Annotated in this window: 14 protein-coding genes; 2 read left to right on the top strand and 12 right to left on the bottom strand. The window is 66.4% G+C overall.

What is annotated here, in order from left to right:
* Positions 1-204 precede the first annotated feature (204 nt).
* Both AB9K35_RS11800 and AB9K35_RS11795 read left to right on the top strand, forming a co-directional pair.
* Positions 205-1,995: an aminopeptidase P family protein gene (locus AB9K35_RS11800; protein WP_369926293.1), complete on the top strand. Its 1,791-nt coding sequence runs from the start codon at positions 205-207 to the stop codon at positions 1,993-1,995.
* A gap of 63 nt (positions 1,996-2,058) precedes the next feature.
* Entirely contained in the window at positions 2,059-2,400 is a 342-nt protein-coding gene (locus AB9K35_RS11795) for a DUF427 domain-containing protein (RefSeq protein ID WP_369926291.1), read from the top strand.
* Between the two features lie 339 nt (positions 2,401-2,739).
* Here AB9K35_RS11795 and AB9K35_RS11790 read toward each other — a convergent pair whose 3' ends face one another.
* The 12 genes from AB9K35_RS11790 to murC form a co-directional block, all read right to left on the bottom strand.
* Entirely contained in the window at positions 2,740-2,931 is a 192-nt protein-coding gene (locus AB9K35_RS11790; RefSeq protein WP_222455885.1) for a hypothetical protein, read from the bottom strand.
* 190 nt (positions 2,932-3,121) lie between these two features.
* Positions 3,122-4,804, bottom strand: a complete 1,683-nt coding sequence (locus tag AB9K35_RS11785; RefSeq protein ID WP_222455884.1) for a chloride channel protein — start codon at positions 4,802-4,804, stop codon at positions 3,122-3,124.
* Positions 4,805-4,889: 85 nt separating this feature from the next.
* Positions 4,890-6,539: a DNA repair protein RecN gene (gene recN / locus AB9K35_RS11780; RefSeq protein ID WP_222455883.1), complete on the bottom strand. Its 1,650-nt coding sequence runs from the start codon at positions 6,537-6,539 to the stop codon at positions 4,890-4,892.
* Between the two features lie 57 nt (positions 6,540-6,596).
* A complete protein-coding gene (locus AB9K35_RS11775; RefSeq protein WP_222455882.1) occupies positions 6,597-7,448 on the bottom strand; it encodes an outer membrane protein assembly factor BamD in 852 nt (283 codons plus the stop codon).
* A 229-nt stretch (positions 7,449-7,677) separates the two neighbouring features.
* Positions 7,678-8,625 (bottom strand): UDP-3-O-acyl-N-acetylglucosamine deacetylase, encoded by a 948-nt coding sequence (lpxC, locus tag AB9K35_RS11770; protein WP_369926287.1) that lies wholly within the window; start codon positions 8,623-8,625, stop codon positions 7,678-7,680.
* Between the two features lie 199 nt (positions 8,626-8,824).
* Positions 8,825-10,570, bottom strand: a complete 1,746-nt coding sequence (ftsZ, locus tag AB9K35_RS11765; RefSeq protein WP_222455880.1) for a cell division protein FtsZ — start codon at positions 10,568-10,570, stop codon at positions 8,825-8,827.
* A 373-nt stretch (positions 10,571-10,943) separates the two neighbouring features.
* Complete coding sequence (gene ftsA, locus AB9K35_RS11760; RefSeq protein ID WP_222455879.1) at positions 10,944-12,278, bottom strand: cell division protein FtsA; 1,335 nt, start codon at positions 12,276-12,278, stop codon at positions 10,944-10,946.
* 1 nt (position 12,279) lies between these two features.
* Positions 12,280-13,176: a cell division protein FtsQ/DivIB gene (locus AB9K35_RS11755; protein WP_369926284.1), complete on the bottom strand. Its 897-nt coding sequence runs from the start codon at positions 13,174-13,176 to the stop codon at positions 12,280-12,282.
* On the bottom strand, positions 13,164-14,084 hold the full coding sequence (locus AB9K35_RS11750) for a D-alanine--D-alanine ligase (protein WP_369926282.1): 921 nt from the start codon (positions 14,082-14,084) through the stop codon (positions 13,164-13,166). The genes AB9K35_RS11755 and AB9K35_RS11750 overlap by 13 nt, the downstream gene beginning before the upstream one ends.
* Before the next feature lie 297 nt (positions 14,085-14,381).
* Positions 14,382-15,302, bottom strand: coding sequence for a UDP-N-acetylmuramate dehydrogenase (gene murB / locus AB9K35_RS11745; RefSeq protein WP_369926280.1), 921 nt, complete (start codon positions 15,300-15,302; stop codon positions 14,382-14,384).
* A 110-nt stretch (positions 15,303-15,412) separates the two neighbouring features.
* The gene (locus AB9K35_RS11740; protein ID WP_369926278.1) at positions 15,413-15,667 is read right to left on the bottom strand and encodes a DUF2484 family protein; all 255 of its coding nucleotides are present in this window, start codon (positions 15,665-15,667) and stop codon (positions 15,413-15,415) included.
* A 70-nt stretch (positions 15,668-15,737) separates the two neighbouring features.
* The gene (murC, locus tag AB9K35_RS11735) at positions 15,738-17,135 is read right to left on the bottom strand and encodes a UDP-N-acetylmuramate--L-alanine ligase (RefSeq protein WP_222455874.1); all 1,398 of its coding nucleotides are present in this window, start codon (positions 17,133-17,135) and stop codon (positions 15,738-15,740) included.
* Between the last annotated feature and the right edge of the window lie 4 nt (positions 17,136-17,139).

Raw genomic sequence — 17,139 nt, 5'->3', positions numbered from 1 at the left:
CCCGAGCGCAACATCACCCGCGCTGCGCACCCCAGCCATTTACCGGCATATTTCGTCCCACGCGGCTTTCTCCCCCACCGGGCTTGCCACCGGCACGCCGATTTGGGACAAGGAGGCGCACAGTCAGCCACCCCGGCCCCGCGACCCACTGCGGTTGACCCAGGCCTTGTCTGCCCCATGCCCCCAAACAGGAGACCCGCCCGCATGTACCAGAGCTTTGACGTGACTGCCCGCCCGGAACAGGGTCCCCCCCGGCTGGCCGCCCTGCGTCAGGAACTGGCCGCGGAAGGGCTGGACGGCTTTCTGGTGCCGCGCGCCGATGCCCATCAGGGCGAATACGTGGCGCCGCGCGACGAGCGGCTGGCCTGGCTCACCGGCTTCACCGGCTCGGCGGGCTTCTGCGCCGTGCTGCAGGACATCGCAGGCGTCTTCATCGACGGCCGCTACCGCACCCAAGTAAAACGCCAGGTCGCCGCGGAATACACCCCCGTGCCCTGGCCCGAGGTACAGCTGGCCGTCTGGCTGAAGCAGCAGCTGCCGCAGGGCGGCAAGGTCGGCTTTGACCCCTGGCTGCACGCCGCGGGCCAGATCGCCTCGCTCACCAAGGAGCTGCAGGGCAGTGGCATCACCCTGACGCAGTGCGACAATCTGGTTGACCGCATCTGGGCCGACCAGCCCGCGCCGCCAATGAACCCGGTTACCGCGCACCCGCTTGAATACGCGGGCGAAAGCGCTGCGGAGAAATGCGCGCGCCTCGCCACCGGCCTGCGCGATGCCGGTCAGAGCGCGGCGGTGATCACCCTGCCCGACAGCATCATGTGGCTGCTGAACATCCGTGGCTCCGACGTGGCGCGCAACCCGGTGGCGCACGGCTTTGCCATCCTGCATGACGACGCCCGCGTCGACCTGTTCATGGCGGCCGAGAAACTTGCCGGTCTCGACGGCCATTTCGACAGCAGCGTCCGCCTGCACGCGCCCGAAGACTTCCTGACCGCCCTTGCCGCGCTCGACGGACAGGTCGCAGCAGACAGCGGCACCCTGCCGCAGATCGTTGCCGACACCCTCGGCGACCGGCTGTCCCCCTCCGGTGACCCCTGCGCCCTGCCCAAGGCGCGCAAGAACAAGGCCGAGATCGCGGGCAGCGCCGCCGCCCACCTGCGTGATGGCGCGGCGGTGGTGGAAACCCTCGCCTGGCTGGACGCGCAGGCACCCGGCACCCTCACCGAGATCGACGTGGTGCGGCAGCTCGAGGCCAATCGGCGCAAGGACCCGGCCCTGCGCGACATCAGCTTCGAGACCATCGCCGGCACCGGCGAAAACGGTGCCGTGATGCACTACCGCGTGACCGAAGAGACCAACACCACGCTGCAAGACGGCCATCTTCTGGTACTCGACAGCGGCGGCCAGTACCTGGACGGCACCACCGACATCACCCGCACAATCGCCATCGGCACCCCAGGCGCCGAGGAGCGCGCCGCCTTCACCCGCGTGCTGCAGGGGATGATCGCCATGTCGCGCCTGCGCTGGCCCAAGGGGCTGGCAGGCCGCGATATCGAGGCCGTCGGCCGCATGCCGCTCTGGCTTGCGGGACAGGACTTCAATCACGGGCTGGGCCATGGCGTCGGCGCCTATCTCAGCGTGCACGAAGGCCCGCAGCGGCTGGCGCGCACCAGCCACGTCCCGCTGGAGCCGGGCATGATCCTGTCCAACGAACCCGGTTACTACCGCGAGGGTGCCTTTGGCATCCGGCTGGAGAACCTGCTGGTGGTGGAACCGGCCGCCGGACTTGACAGCAGCGACCCGGAACGTGACATGCTGGCCTGGCGCACCCTCACCTATGCCCCGATCGACCGGCGGCTGGTGGCTGTGGACATGCTCAGCACCGAGGAGCGCGACTGGCTGAACGCCTATCACCGCGAGGTGGCGGCCCTGATCGGCCCGCGGCTCAGCCCGGACGCAAAGCGCTGGCTGGATGCCGCTACCACGCCATTGTGACACAGCCGCGTTACATAGACTGAACACAAAGACGACACGCATGAAGAGAATGGGAAAACACGCATGACCAATATCCGTATCCGCAAGGCCGAAGGCACCTGGGTCGTCCGCTCCGGCGGCGCCGTACTGGGGGAAAGCGCCAACGCGCTTGAGCTGTCGGAGGGCGATATGGCACCGGTCATCTATTTCCCGCGCGGCGACATCGCGATGGCGTTTCTGGACCGTACCGACAAGAGCACCCATTGCCCGCACAAGGGCGATGCCAGCTACTACTCGATCGTCAACAAATCCTCTGTCACCGAAAACGCCGCCTGGAGCTACGAGGATCCGATCGAGGCCGCCAGCGCGATCAAGGGCCACATCGCCTTTGTGCTGAGCGATTCGGTCAAGGTCGAACAGGTCTGACCAACACCCGTAACTGCCCCGCGGCCTGCTTGTGCTGCGGGGCCAATTCGCAGGGTTGCCCTGCTCCGCGCCTGAATGGCCTGCCCTGACAGGCCTGGCCGTCGCGGCCCTTCCCCAGCCGATACCCAGCAGCCTAGAGAGCAAATGCCCTTGCCCGGTCCGCCCGGGGCCGAGAACGGGGCCGACAGATCCATCGGCTTGATCAATGAAACACTGGCCCCTGCCGCGCCGCGCCCCTAGGGCGTGCGGCACCGTTCACAGCGGCGTTTGTTACGTCACCACCCGCGCAGGGACGGACGTGCCGCCCCTGAAAGCGTGATGGCGTGTTGTGCGATCAGTTCAGCTCAGCACAGCCCGGCTCAGGTTCTGACGCGCTGCCTCCAGCGCATCCCCCGTCCCGAGAATGTCGGTTTCCCGTGCACATTGCAGCGCATAGTTGATCGCTGCCTCCAATGCCGCACGTTCATTCGCCTGCTTGTCCGCCTTATGATTCGCACCAGCCTCTTTTGGGCCGATTTCGAAATTGCGCATGGTTTTCCTGCCAAAGTCAGAGTTTAGTCCTGTCCCTGCTTCCAATGTTGATAACTGCGGCTTCGTTAATCAAATAGAAAGTTAACTTCTTGTTTACCTGTAACCGAATTCGCACAGCTGACGGGGAACGCCGCCGGAATTTTCCCCGTAACGTGGCCCGCGGCCGTTAGGGGCGCGGCGCTGTTGCCGGTTAACGGTGCTCTTCGGCCGCGGTCGCCGCCAGCGCCCGGTTGTAGGCCTTCAGCGCATCGATGTGATAGAGGGCGCCGATGATTTCCTGTTGGCCGTTCTCCTCGAGGACAACCGGCAGATAGGCCAGGTCAGCCCGGTCAAACACCGGCATCGCCGCCTCCAGCGTGGCAGAGGCCCGCACCAACAGGCCCTGCTCTACCAGCTCCTGACACGCCTCCAGCGACGCGCAGCGACTATCGCCCATCGGACGCATCACCGCCCCGGCCCGGATCAGCGCCAGCAGATAGGCCTGCGGTCCCGCCGCGCAGTGGATGTTGCGCTTTTCCAGTTGGGTCAGAAAGAAAGAGCGGTCCACCAGCCGCGACGCCAGCGCAGTCGACATGGAGACCGAGACCATGACCGCAAGGCCGATCTGCCAATCCCCGGTCAGCTCGAACACGATCAGCGTGGTCGAGATCGGCGCCCCGAGCACCGCTGCCGCCACGGCGCCCATGCCTGCAAAAGCATAAAGCGTGTGGGTGCCCGACACATCGGGCAGCACCGCCGTGGCGATCAGGCCAAAGGCCAGACCGGTCAGCGCCCCGATCATCAGCGAGGGCGAGAAGACGCCGCCCCCCATGCGCCCCCCCATGGTGATCGCCACCGCCGCCGTCTTGACCGCGGTGAACACCACCGCCTGCCCCAGCAGCAGACCGCCGGTCAGCGCCAGCACCGTGGTTTCGTAGCCGACACCGATGATATGCGGAAACCAGACCGCGATGACGCCCAGCATGGCGCCAGAGACCGCCGGGCGCAGCCAGCGCGGCAGGCTGAGCCGCTCCTGCACCTGGTTGCCCACCTTGTCGGCAAAGAAGATCGCCTTCATCTGCACCACCGCCACCAGGCCGCAGATCAGCCCGAGCAGCAGGAAGGCCGGCAGTTCGACGTAGAATTGCAGCGCGCCCGGCGTGTTCAGGGTAAACTCGGTCACGTCGCCGTATTCCAGCCGGTTGATGACGGTGCCAGCGACCGACGCGACCACGATGGGCGCAAAGGCGTTGACGGAGAAGTGCCGCAACACCACCTCCATCGCGAACAGCGCGCCGGCAATCGGCGCATTGAAACTGGCCGAAACCCCGGCAGCCACCGCACAGCCCAACAGATCGCGCCCGGTAATGCCGTCGGCGTTGATGCGGTTGCTGACCCAGGTCGAGATCACCCCCGCCATATGCACCACCGGCCCCTCGCGCCCCGAGGAGCCGCCAGTGGACAGGGTGATGAAGGAGGCCAGCGCCGAGGCGATGCCCGCGCGGGTCTCCACCCGCCCGTCATGCAGCGCGGCGCCCTCAATCACATCGGCCACCGACCGCACCCGTCCATCCGGGGTAAAGCGGTCGAGGATCAGCCCCACCACCAGCCCGCCGCCCGCAGCGATGCCAACCAGCGTGTACCACGGAAGATCCTGCGCGTGGCTGTGCAGGAAATGCACGTCCGGGGCGCCATAGACCCCGGCCTGCAACGCCGCGATTCCCTTGCGAAAGAACAGCGCCGCAAAGCCCGCGGCGATGCCGATCAACAGCGCGATCACCCAGAACTGGAACTGGCTTGGCCCGCGATGGCGCAGCACCCGCCCCAGGTCTTTCAACCCGGCAAGCCAATGCAGCAGGGCGGCGGAAAGGGAACGGCGGATTTCGTCTACCATAATGGGCCTGCAGGTCTTTTGAGTTCAATGACTTACATTGCCATACCGCGAGTTAACGAAGCCTCACCCCATTGGCGTTTCGCCGCTAACCTGCCAGCAGTGCGCGGGCCGCGGCGCGGGCCTCCTCGGTGATGGTGTCACCCGCAACCATGCGGGCCAGCTCGTCCACCCGGTCAGGCTCGGCCAGTGGCACCACCTGCGACAACGTCATGCCGTCGATCACCTGCTTGCGCACCTGCCAGTGATGCCCGCCAAGCGCCGCCACCTGCGGCGAATGGGTCACCACCAGAACCTGGCCGTTGCTTGCAAGGCTGCGCAGGCGCCGTCCGACCGCATCCGCCGTGGCGCCACCGACACCGCGGTCGATCTCGTCGAATATGAGCGTCTTGCTGGCATCCTGACCGCGCAGGCAGACCTTCAGCGCCAGCAGGAACCGGCTCAGCTCGCCGCCCGAGGCAATCTTGTTCAACGGTCCGGCCGGCGCACCGGGGTTGGTGGCCACGGTAAAGGCGACCGCGTCCATGCCATCTGGTCCCGGCTCAGCGCTGGTAATGCGGGTTTCAAAAACCGCGCGCTCCATCTTCAGCGGCGCCAGTTCCGCCATCACCGCCTTGTCGAGCGCTGCTGCCTGCTGGCGGCGTACCGCCCCCAGCTGCTTGGCGGCTTCGGTATAGGCGGCCTCAGCCGCCTTCAGGGCGGCCTCCTGATCGGCAAGATCCTGATCGCCCGCATCCAGCGCCGCCAGCTTGCCGCGCAGCGTCTCGGCGTACTCGCCCAGCTCGTCGGCGGTGACCCCATGCTTGCGGGCGAGCGCGCGGATCGCAAACAGCCGCTCCTCGCAGTCTTCCAGCTCGCCGGGATTGAACTCCAGCGCGTTCAGCACCCGCTCGACCCCGTCCTGGGCGTCGCCCAGCTCGATCATCGCGCGGCTCAGTGCGGCCAGGGGGGCTTCCAGCCCGGTGTCCTCGGCCTGGCCCTCGACCCCTTCCAGCCAACGCTGCGCCTCGCCCATGGCGCTCTCTGCCCCCTCGCTCAGCAGCGCATGGGCGCGGGCGATGTCGCCGCGGATCCGTTCCGCCGCCTGCATCTGGCGACGACGGATGTCCAGCGCCTCGTCCTCACCCGGCTGCGGGTCCAGCTTGTCCAGTTCCGCCACCGCGTGACGCAGGAACTCCTCCTCCGCACGCACCGCCTCCAGCGCGGCGCGCGTGGCCTCCACCGTCTTGCGCGCCTTGGCGGCCTCGCTCCAGGCCCGGCGCACCTTGTCCAGCAGGTCCTGCACCCCGGCATATTGATCCAGCAGAGCCATGTGCCCCCGCGGATTCAGCAGGCCACGGTCATCGTGCTGGCCGTGCAGTTCCACCAGCGTGTCCGACAACGCCCGCAGCACCTCGCCCGAGCAGCGCCGGTCGTTGACCCAGGCGGTCTTGCGCCCCTCGGCGGTATTGACCCGGCGCAGGATCAGCGTGTCGCCGCCGGGCAGGCCCGCCTCTTCGAGGATCGCATGTGCCGGGTGGCCCGCGGGCAGATCGAACTCCGCCAGCACCTCTCCCTGTGCGGCGCCCTGGCGCACCAGTTCGGCGCGCCCACGCCAGCCCAGCACGAAGCCTAGACTGTCGAGAAGGATCGACTTGCCTGCGCCGGTTTCACCGGTCAGCACGTTCAGGCCGGGCTGAAAGTTCAGCTCCAGATGATCAATGATCAGTAGATCGCGTATATCAAGCGCGCGCAGCATCGCTCCGCCCCCATTACGTCCGGCCCTCGCGGGCCGCCCCCAATGCCCTTGCCAGCGTTACAGCCACTGGCCTTTCAGCGACTGACGATAGATCTGGCTCAGCCAGTTGTTGCCACGATCCTTGGCCTCAAGCCCGTTCGAGGTCAGCAGGCGATAGCTGTCCTCATACCACTCGGTCGAGCGGAAATTGTGGCCGAGGATCGCCGCCGCCGTCTGTGCCTCGCCGGTGAGGCCCAGCGACAGATAGGCTTCTACCAGTCGGTGCAGCGCTTCAGCGGTGTGGCTGGTGGTCTGGAACTCCTCCACCACAACGCGGAAGCGGTTGATCGCCGAGGTATAATGCCCGCGGCGCAGGTAATACCGGCCGATCTCCATTTCCTTGCCTGCGAGATGATCGAACGCAAGGTCGAACTTCAGGATCGCGGAAGTGGCGTATTCGCTGTCGGGATAGACCTCGATCACGGTGCGCAGCGCCTGCAGGGCCTGGAAGGTCAGCCCCTGGTCGCGGCCGACCTCGTCGATCTGGTCATAATAGCTCAGCGCCAGCAGATACTGCGCATAGGCGGCATCTTCATCCGCCGGGTAGAAATCGATGAACCGCTGCGCCGCCGCCCGGCTGTTCTCGTAATCCTTGGTGCTGTGATAGGCAAAGGCCTGCATGATCAGCGCCTGCTTGGCCCACTCGGAGTAGGGGTACAACCGCTCGATCTCCGAGAAGTAATAAGCGGCATCCTTGGGCTTCTTGTTGGCGAGCTCGTATTCGCCGCGCTGGTAGATCTGCTCCGGCGTGTAGGTTTCCAGCGCCTCGTTCCGGGTCGCCGCGTCGCCATCCGCGCCGCCGCACCCTGCAAGGGCCGCCACCAAGAGGACCACGCCGAGGGTTCTGGCTCCTGCTCTGATGCCGTTCATAGTGCCTTACCTCACCGTCGTTTCCTTCGCGGGTCTGCGCCCCGGTTATGCCGGGTCTAGCATATTCAAATGGCGCGCAAAACGTCTTTTGCGCCATGCGCGCCCAGATGGCAGAGAAAGCGCGCCATGGTCAAGAGCGCCTGCCCCCTGCGCGCATAAAAGGCCCGCAGGAAAAGACCCGGAGCGCAGACGCCCCGGGCCAGTTGAATGCTCGTTTCAGGTTTTTGCCTTATGCAACGCGGCGCTGTTCGGCCGGGATTTCCGACCAGATCAGCCCCTGCCCCGGCAGCCGGGCGGTCATCGCCGCATCACAGGCGACGGCCCGGACTGCGCCCGGCTCCGCAAACAGGGCGCGCAGCAGCGTGTTGGTCAGCGCATGCCCCGCGCGCTCGCCAACATAGCGCCCCAAGATCGGCCCCCCAGCCAGCGCCAGATCGCCCAGGGCGTCCAGCATCTTGTGGCGTACAGGTTCATCCGCGTGGCGCAGCCCCAGGCCGCTTTCGACCCGCGCGCCGTCAAACACCACGGCGTTCTCGCCCGGCACGCCACCCAGCGCCAGACCGTTTGCCTGCATGGCCTCCACATCCGCCTGGCGGCAGAAGGTCCGGCTGTCGCACAGCTCCCGCGCGAAGCTGCCGTTGCGCATGTCCAGCGTCCGGCTCTGGCGGCCGATGGCCTCCTCGGCAAAGTCGATGTGGAATTCGATGGTCAGGCCATCGCTGGGCAGCAGCGTGGCGCGCGCGCCATCCTTTTCAACCGTCACCGGCTTCAGCACCTGGTAGGCGACGATCGGCACGCCGAGGCGCTGAACGCCCTGCTGCATGATGCCCCGCACGAAGGGCGCCGAGGAGCCGTCGACGATCGGAACTTCCGGGCCGTCAATCTCCACCAGCGCGTTGTGCACGCCACACCCGGACAGCGCCGCCATGATGTGTTCGACCGTGGACACGCTGACACCGGCGGCATTGACCAGCCGGGTGCACAGCGGGCTGCGCTCGACCAGATCCCAGCGCGCCGGGATCAGCGTATTGCCCAGAGCGATGTCGGTGCGCTTGAACACGATCCCGTGCCCCGCCGGAGCCGGGATCAGCGTCATGCGGGCAGGCTTGCCGGTGTGCAAACCAACCCCTTCAAATGTCACCGATGCCTTGAGCGTATTTTGCACGATGTGCCTCATTCCACTGTGTCCGACCTCTGCGGCCGTGTTGCGGATGAGAGTTAAGGTTTAGGAAAAAAACCTACAACTCAATCTTTGTAACGGATTGAAACATGACTGTAACAGATAGGCAAAACACCGCGCAGACCTATATACTGGCTTGTTTAATATAGAAAAAGCCGCCTCAACGGCGGCTCCTTCAGACTTCAGTTGTGATCGCTTAATTGGCCTGGCGACGCAGGAAAGCGGGGATTTCGATGCGTTCCTGATCCGGATCAGCCTGCTGGGTCTGCGGTTGCGGCTGCGGCGCTTGCGCCTGCATCGCGGGCTGCTGCCGCATTTGCTGGGGCTGATGCTTGGCACCGCCAGAGGCGGACTCGGCGCTGCCGGTCATGCGGTGGATCAGCGAGTTCAGGCCAAAGCGGCGCTGGCCCTCGCCCTGCTGCTGTGGCTGCTGTTGTTGCGGCTGCTGATGCGGTTGCGCTGTCTGCGTGGCCGAGACGATGGCCGGACGCTGCGGCTGTCCAACCGGCGGCTGCGCGCGTTTGGCGGCGGCCTGCAACCGCTCCAGCGCCTGCGGCGAGGGGGTGCCGGGGGCCGGTGCCTTGGGGGCGATGAAGCTGTCGGCCTGCGGCTCGACCGCATCTGCCTGCGGGCGGAATTCCGGAACGTCGGGCTGGTAGGCCGGCGGCGGCAGGCCGTCGTCGCCCAGCTGGTCGTTGGTCTCGATGACTTCGCCACCGTGGTCGTCAGCCGCTTCCGGCGTGTTCATCTCGGCGAAAAGCGAGGGTTCCTCCACCGCGTGCACGCTTTCAGCAGCAGGCGCCTGGGGGGCCGGCTGTGCCGGGGCGGGCTGCGTGGCGGCCACTTCGGCTGCGGGCTGCTCGACCGGGGTATCCAGTTCCAGCGGCGCCGCGGCGCGGGTTTCCTCGACGCTCACGGTCTGGCGCAGCGGTGCGGACATCGGGCGGCGCGGTACCGGAATGTCGGTGTTCACATCGCTGGCGTCGATGCCGGTGGCCACAACGGACACCCGCATGCGGCCTTCCATCTCGGTATCCAAGGTAGAGCCGACGATGATGTTGGCGTCCGGATCGACTTCCTCGCGGATGCGGTTGGCGGCCTCGTCCAGTTCGAACAGGGTCAGGTCGTGCGAACCGGTGATGTTGATCAGCACGCCGCGCGCGCCTTTCAGGCTGATTTCGTCCAACAGCGGGTTGGCAATCGCCTTCTCGGCGGCCTGGACCGCGCGGTCTTCGCCTTCGCCTTCGCCGGTGCCCATCATCGCCTTGCCCATCTCGTCCATCACGGCGCGGACGTCGGCAAAGTCGAGGTTGATCAGGCCCGGACGGACCATCAGGTCGGTCACGCCCTTGACGCCCTGGTACAGCACGTCATCCGCCATCGAGAACGCCTCGGTGAAGGTGGTTTTCTCGTTGGCGAGGCGGAACAGGTTCTGGTTCGGGATGATGATCAGCGTATCGACCACCTTCTGCAGGCTCTCGACACCGCTTTCGGCCTGGCGCATGCGCTTCAGACCTTCGAACTGGAAGGGTTTGGTCACCACGCCGACGGTCAGCACGCCCAGCTCGCGGGCGGCCTGCGCGATGATCGGGGCCGCACCGGTGCCGGTGCCGCCGCCCATGCCCGCGGTGATGAAGCACATATGCGCGCCCGCCAGGTGGTCGACGATCTGCTCGATGCTTTCCTCGGCGGCGGCAGAGCCCACCTGCGGACGAGCGCCTGCGCCCAGACCTTCGGTGACTTTCACACCCAGCTGGATGCGGCTCTTGGCCGAGCTTTGCTGCAGCGCCTGGGCGTCGGTGTTGGCGACGACGAACTCGACGCCGTCCAGCTCCTTGGCGATCATGTTGTTGACGGCGTTGCCGCCGGCCCCGCCGACACCAAACACCGTGATCTTCGGCTTCAACTCTTCCTGCCCGGGCATCGATAGATTCAACGTCATGCTCTTACCGCCTGTGTTACCCGCCCTTCCCGCAAAGGGCTTTTTCCTGTCCAGTTCACTATAATCTTACCGCGCAGGGCCAGTTCCGTCATCCCAAAAAGCGCGATCTTCCACGAAATAGGCCCCATTCTGAGGACAAACCCGCGGTATTTTGCCGTCCCTAGCAGATATGGGGGAAGAGGCACAACCGGAACACAACAAAACCGCACCAGCCCTGCCCACAGGGCACGGAGGATCGGGTTTCCAAGTTTGGCTGGCCACTGCCCGGCCTGCTGAATCGCCGCATATTTTTTGCGGGCGTTAACGCGATTCTAACGGCTGTGACCAGCCCTGTCACGTGATCTTTACCGCGAGCGCGTGATTTCCTGCTGTCCTACCAGTTGTCGCGGAACCAACGGACCGCGCGCCCCAGCGTGCCGGCCGGGTGGCTGCGGGCGGGCATGTCAAAATCCCACCACTCATCCTGTGGGTGCGCCGCAAAAAGGCACAGCCCCACCGCCGAGGCAAAGCCCGGACCGGTCGCCGCCTGCGGCAGCCCGTGCACGCGCAAGGGGCGGCCCAGCCGCACCTGCTGGCCCAGGATCCGGCTGGCCAGTCCGTCCAGCCCTAGGATCTGGCTGGAGCCGCCGGTCAGCACGATCTGCTGGCTCGGCAGGTACTCGAAACCGGCGGCGTCGAGCCGGGCACGGACATCCTCGAGGATCTCCTCAACCCGCGGCCGCATGATGCCGATCAACTCGGCCCGGCTGACAGTGCGGCGGTCATGCTCCCAATCGCCGGTGTCACCGCCGATCTCGATGATCTCGCGGTCATCCGCCCCGGTGGCATGCACGCCGCCGTGCTTGTTCTTGGTGCGCTCGGCCACCGACATCGACACCCCGAGCCCCATCGAGATGTCGCTGGTCACATGATCGCCGCCCAGACGCACGGCGTCGGCATAGATCATGTGCTTTTTCATGAAGATCGAAATCGAGGTCGTGCCACCGCCCATGTCGATGCAGGCTGCGCCCAGCTCCTGCTCGTCCTCGACCAGCGCCGAGAACCCCGACGCATACGCCGACGAGGCGATCCCGGCCAGCTCCAGGTCACAGCGCTGGATGCAGCGCACCAGGTTCTGCACCGCCATCGCATCCACGGTCAGCATGTGCATGTCCACCGCCAGCGTCTGGCCCAGCTGACCCCGCGGGTCGGCAAGGCCGGAGCGGTTGTCGAGCGCGAAATTCACCGGCTGCGCGTGCAGCACCTCGCGCCCGGCGCCGTATTCGGGCACTTCGCAGGCGGCCAGCACCTCCGCCACATCCTGTTCGGTGACCTCCTGCCCCTTCAGGTCGAGGGTCGCATCCAGCCCATAGGACCGCGGGTTGGCCCCCGAGAAACAGGCGATCACGTGATCGACGCGCACCTCGGCCATGCGTTGTGCCGCCTGCACCGCGGTGCGGATCGCCCGCTCGGTCTCCTGCATCGCGGTGATCTCGCCGAACTGCACCCCGCGGGAGCGCGTGGTCGCCGCACCGATCACCCGGAACCCGGACTGGCCGGCCAGGGCGCCGATCGAGCCGTCCTCGCTGAGCCGCGCGCTGCCGTCAAACCGCAGCACCAGACAGGCAATCTTGGAGCTGCCCACGTCCAGGATGGCAACCACGCCGCGCTGCATCGCCTGTCGGCGCATCTGCCGCATCGCCCGCTGCGATTGATAGAGATCTGTCATTTTACTGCCCGCCCCCATTCAACTGCCTGATCCGCCACCAGTTTTCCACTGCATTCTCGGCCATGCGCACCGTCGGACGCCCGGCCAGACGCATGTCCACCGCGGCGACATCGCGTTCCAGCAAATCTTGAACCTCATTCACCGCCAGCACCCGCTCCAGCGCCGGCACCGGATTGCGGGCAGGCAACATGATGCGCTGCCCCCGGTCCAGAACCACGTCCCAGCGCCGTTCGCCGACCCGCACCAGCCCGCGCAGCCGCGGCCCCAGCGGGCGCGCCGCCGCGAACAGGCGCAACGCCTCCTCCGCCTTGGCGGCCGCCCCCTTGCCCGCGATCAGCGGCAGGTCCGGATGCAGGCTGCGCCGCCCCAGCTCGGCGACGTGAATGCCGTCCTTGTCAAGCAGCGCCAGCCCCTCGCGGCTGCGCCAGACCAGGGCCGGTTCACGCTCGACCACGTCCACCTGCAGGATGCCACCGGGACGGATCCGCACGCTGGCGCTCCGGACCGGGTCCAGGCCGGTAATGACATCGCGGATATGCTCAAGATCCAAATCGAAGGAGCTGACCGGGAAATCCACCGAGATCACCTCGCGGATGTCCTGCGCAACGCTTGGACCGGCGCCGTCCACCGCCATCACGTTCACCATGAATTCCGGGCGCTGCTCGATCGCGGTACGGGCGTCCTGCACCAGCGCCAGCAGATCCGCGCGCCGCTCCTCGTCCGCGAGGTAGCCACCGGCCGCCGCCAGGATCAGGCAAAATGGAACCCCGAACCGCAGCCCGAAGCGAATTCCGGGGGTCAGCATCCAGCGCTGCAATCGGTACTTCAGCCGCGAAGGTGCCGGATCGGCCCGCCCTGCCGAGGCCGGACGGCCAAACCGCTGCTTCAGCGCCCGCATGAAGCGTCCTCCACCATCCAGGCGCACAAGCGACCAAAGCTGATGCCGCAATGGGCTGCCTGCTCCGGCGCCAGCGAGGTCGGCGTCATGCCGGGCTGGGTATTGGTCTCAAGGAGGATCAGCCCACGCGCGCCGCGCGCCTCGTCCCAGCGGAAGTCGGTGCGGCTGACACCGCGACAGCCCAGGGCCGCGTGCGCCTGCAGCGCGTAGTCGAGGCAGAGGTCGAAAATCTCCTGCGGCAGATCCGCAGGCAGCACATGGCGCGAGCCGCCGGGCTTGTACTTGGCATCGTAGTCATACCAGCCGTCCGTGAGGATATCCGTCACCGTCAGCGCCCGGTCTCCCATCACGGTGGTGGTCAGTTCGCGGCCCGGCGCGAAGGTCTCGACCATCACTTCATCCGGCATCTCCGGTGCCAGCTGCGGCGGGCCATTGGCGGCCTCATGCACGATGTAGATGCCGACGCTGGAGCCTTCGTTGTTGGGTTTCACCACATAGGGCGGCGGCATCACGTGACCCGCGCTGACCTCTGACTTGGCAAACAGCCCGCTCTCCACCACCGGCAGCCCGGCCGCCCGGAACGCCGCCTTGGAGCGCTGCTTGTCCATCGCCAGCGCCGAGGCCAGCACGCCCGAGTGGGTATAGGGGATCTTCAGCCATTCCAGCATGCCCTGCACGCAGCCGTCTTCGCCCCAGCGGCCATGCAGCGCATTGAAAACAACATCGGGTTGCACCTCGGCCAGCCGCGCGCACAGATCCGCGCCGGCATCCACCTCGACAACCTCATACCCCTCACCGCGCAGCGCCGCCGCACATTCGCGACCGCTGGACAGCGATACCTCGCGTTCGGCTGATGGCCCGCCCATCAGCACCGCGATCTTCGGGAGTGTCCTGCTCGACCTACTCACCACCAAGCGCCTCAATATGCGGGGCTTTTGCCCCAGTTTCTTGGAATCCTTTCCGGATCCGCCTTATGTCGTGTTGCCGGATCATCCCCGGCCAATCGCGGCGATAGCCTGCCCCGACGCCGCAGGCCTGCAGTCCGCGCCGCCTGCCCGCCACCCTAACGCCCAAATCGTTACCGGGGCGTTAACAGTGTTTTTACCATAGGCCACGGGAATCACCGCACGCCTCCGTGCTCACCCGGAATGGACAGCGGGAAACCAAAGGTCAACCCATTGACGTTGCCCGGTTAAATCCAGTTATCAGGGAAGCGGTTCACCAATCCGCATAATTTCCCACTCTAACGTAATGCCGGAATTTTCGTAAACCTTTTTCCGAACATCTTCCCCCAGCCCTTCCAGATCCGCGGCGGTGGCGCCACCGGCATTGATCAGGAAGTTAGAATGCTTCTCGCTCATCTGGGCGCCGCCCCGGCTGGCGCCGCGCATGCCGGCGTCGTCGATCACCTTCCAAGCCTTCAGGTCATGCACGTCATCTGCCTGCCCGGTCGAGGAAAACCCCGCAGGGTTGCGGAAGGTCGATCCCGCCGACCGCTCCCGGGTCGGCTGGGTGGCATCCCGCTTATCCAGCTGCGCCTGCATCCGCGCATGCAGCTCCTCGGGGTCGCCCTCGGTGCCCCGCAACGTCGCCGAAACCAGCACCGCGCCTTCGGGGAAGGCCGTCTGGCGATACTGAAACTGCAACTCCTCGGCGGTGATCTCGCGAATTTCACCCTGGCGCGTCACCAGGGTGCCCGAGACGAACACATCCGCGACGTAGCTGCCATAACAGCCTGCATTCATCCGCACCGCCCCGCCGATCGAGCCGGGAATGGTGCGCAGGAAGGTCAGGTCGACCCCCGCGTCCGCCGCCTTGCGCGCCACATGCGCATCCAGTGCCGCAGCGCCTGCGGTCACCGTGTCCCCCTCGACCGAGATCGCGTTGAAGCCGCGCCCCAGCCGGATCACCACCGCCCGCAGGCCGCCATCCCGCACGATCAGGTTGGAGCCCACCCCCATCGGGAACACCGGCACGGCGGGATCCAGCTGGCGCAGAAAGGCTGCGAGGTCGTCCACATCGGCAGGCTGAAACAGGTAATCCGCAGGCCCGCCCACACGCAGCCAGGTCAGCCCCGCCAGATCGCGATTGGCGGTCAACTTGCCACGGATTCCGTCGAAATTCATCACATCTATCCCTCGAACCTTTGCCGCCAGCCTCTAGCAAGGAATGCAGCCGCAAGACAATGGACCGCTCGCAAGTGGCATCGGCGAAATCTCGCCGCCAGCAGTTCGGCTCAGGTGCCGCGACGCCACCGCTGGGCCAGCCAGCGGCCGAAATAGATCACCGGCCAGCGCAACACCGACATGCCCGCGGCCAGCACCGCCAACCCCCACCAGGGGCCATTTTCATAGGTCACGTAACCCAGAAGCGGGATTCCCAGCGCGATCAGCGCATAGGCGCGACGCCAATGGTTGTCTCGGCTGGGCAGAACCGCCAGCACATTCGCCGCCAAGGCCCAGACCGCCGCCAGTGTCAGCGACAGCGTCATTGCTCCGCACGCCCCGGCCCAAGCCGCCGCAGGCCGCCGGGGGCCACGCCCCCGGTCACGCTTGCATTGCTCACCGCGCCAACCGCGCAGGCAGGCCGTTGGCCCAGGTGCTGATGGTGCCCGCCCCAAGGCAGACCACGATGTCGCCGGGCCGGGCCTGCTCGCGCACCAGCCGCTCCAGATCGTCCTCGTCCAGAATGGCGCGGGCGTGGCGATGGCCGTGGCGGATCATCCCCGCCACCAGATCATCGCGGCTGGCGCCCTCGATCGGATCCTCGCCCGCGGCAAAGACCTCGGCAATGGCCACCACGTCGGCCTCGTTGAAACAGGCGCAGAAATCGTCGAACAGGCTGGACAGGCGCGAGTAGCGGTGCGGCTGATGCACCGCGATCACCCGGCCCTCGCTGGCCTGGCGAGCCGCCTTCAGCACCGCGGCAATCTCCACCGGGTGGTGGCCGTAATCGTCGATGATGGTGACGCCGTTCACCTCGCCCACCTTGGTGAAGCGCCGGTTCACCCCGCCGAAGGCCGCAAGCGCCGCGCGGATTTCTTCCTTCTTCATGCCCAAGTGCCGCGCCACCGCCACCGCCGACAGGGCGTTGGAAACATTGTGGTCGCCCGGCATCGGCAGGCTGCAGCCCTCGATCACCTGACCCTCGGCCTGTAGGTGCACGTCGAAATGGGCCACCCCCGCCTTGTAGGTCAGGTTCACCGCCCGCACGTCCGCCTGCGCGTTGAAACCGTAGGTGACAACCCGGCGGTCCGAGATCCGCCCCACCAGCGCCTGCACCTCGGGATGGTCGGTGCAGCAGACCGCGATGCCGTAGAAGGGGATGTTGGAGACAAACTCGAGGAAGCCGTCGCGCAGCCGGTCGAAGTCGCCCCAATGCTCCATATGCTCGGGATCGATGTTGGTGACCACGGCGATGGTCGCGGGCAGCCGGTTGAACGAGCCGTCGCTCTCGTCCGCCTCGACCACCATCCATTCGCCCTGCCCCATCCGCGCGTTGGAGCCGTAGGCATGGATGATGCCGCCATTGATGATGGTGGGATCAAAGCCGCCGGCCACCATCAGCTCGGCCATCATGGTGGTGGTGGTGGTCTTGCCGTGGGTGCCCCCGATGGCGATGTTGGACTTCAGCCGCATCAGCTCGGCCAGCATGTCGGCCCGGCGCACCACCGGCAGGCCGCGGCGGCGGGCCTCGTCCAGCTCCGGGTTGCCGGGCTTGATCGCCGAGGAGATCACCACAACGGCGGCGCCTTCCAGGTTTTCCGCCTGCTGGCCGACAAAGATCCGCGCGCCCAGCTCTTCCAGCCGTCCGGTGATCTTGCTGGCCTTCAGGTCCGAGCCCTGCACGCTGTAACCGAGGTTCAGCAGCACTTCGGCAATGCCCGACATGCCGATGCCGCCAATGCCGACAAAATGGATCGGGCCGACATCACCGGGCAGCTTGGTTGCAGGGTTCATCACG

Origin of the sequence: Leisingera sp. XS_AS12 (assembly GCF_041224635.1) — a bacterium.
Classification (GTDB): Bacteria; Pseudomonadota; Alphaproteobacteria; order Rhodobacterales; family Rhodobacteraceae; genus Leisingera.
The sequence above is the reverse complement of the archived record's forward strand: the minus strand, read 5'-3'. Positions and strand labels throughout refer to the sequence as shown.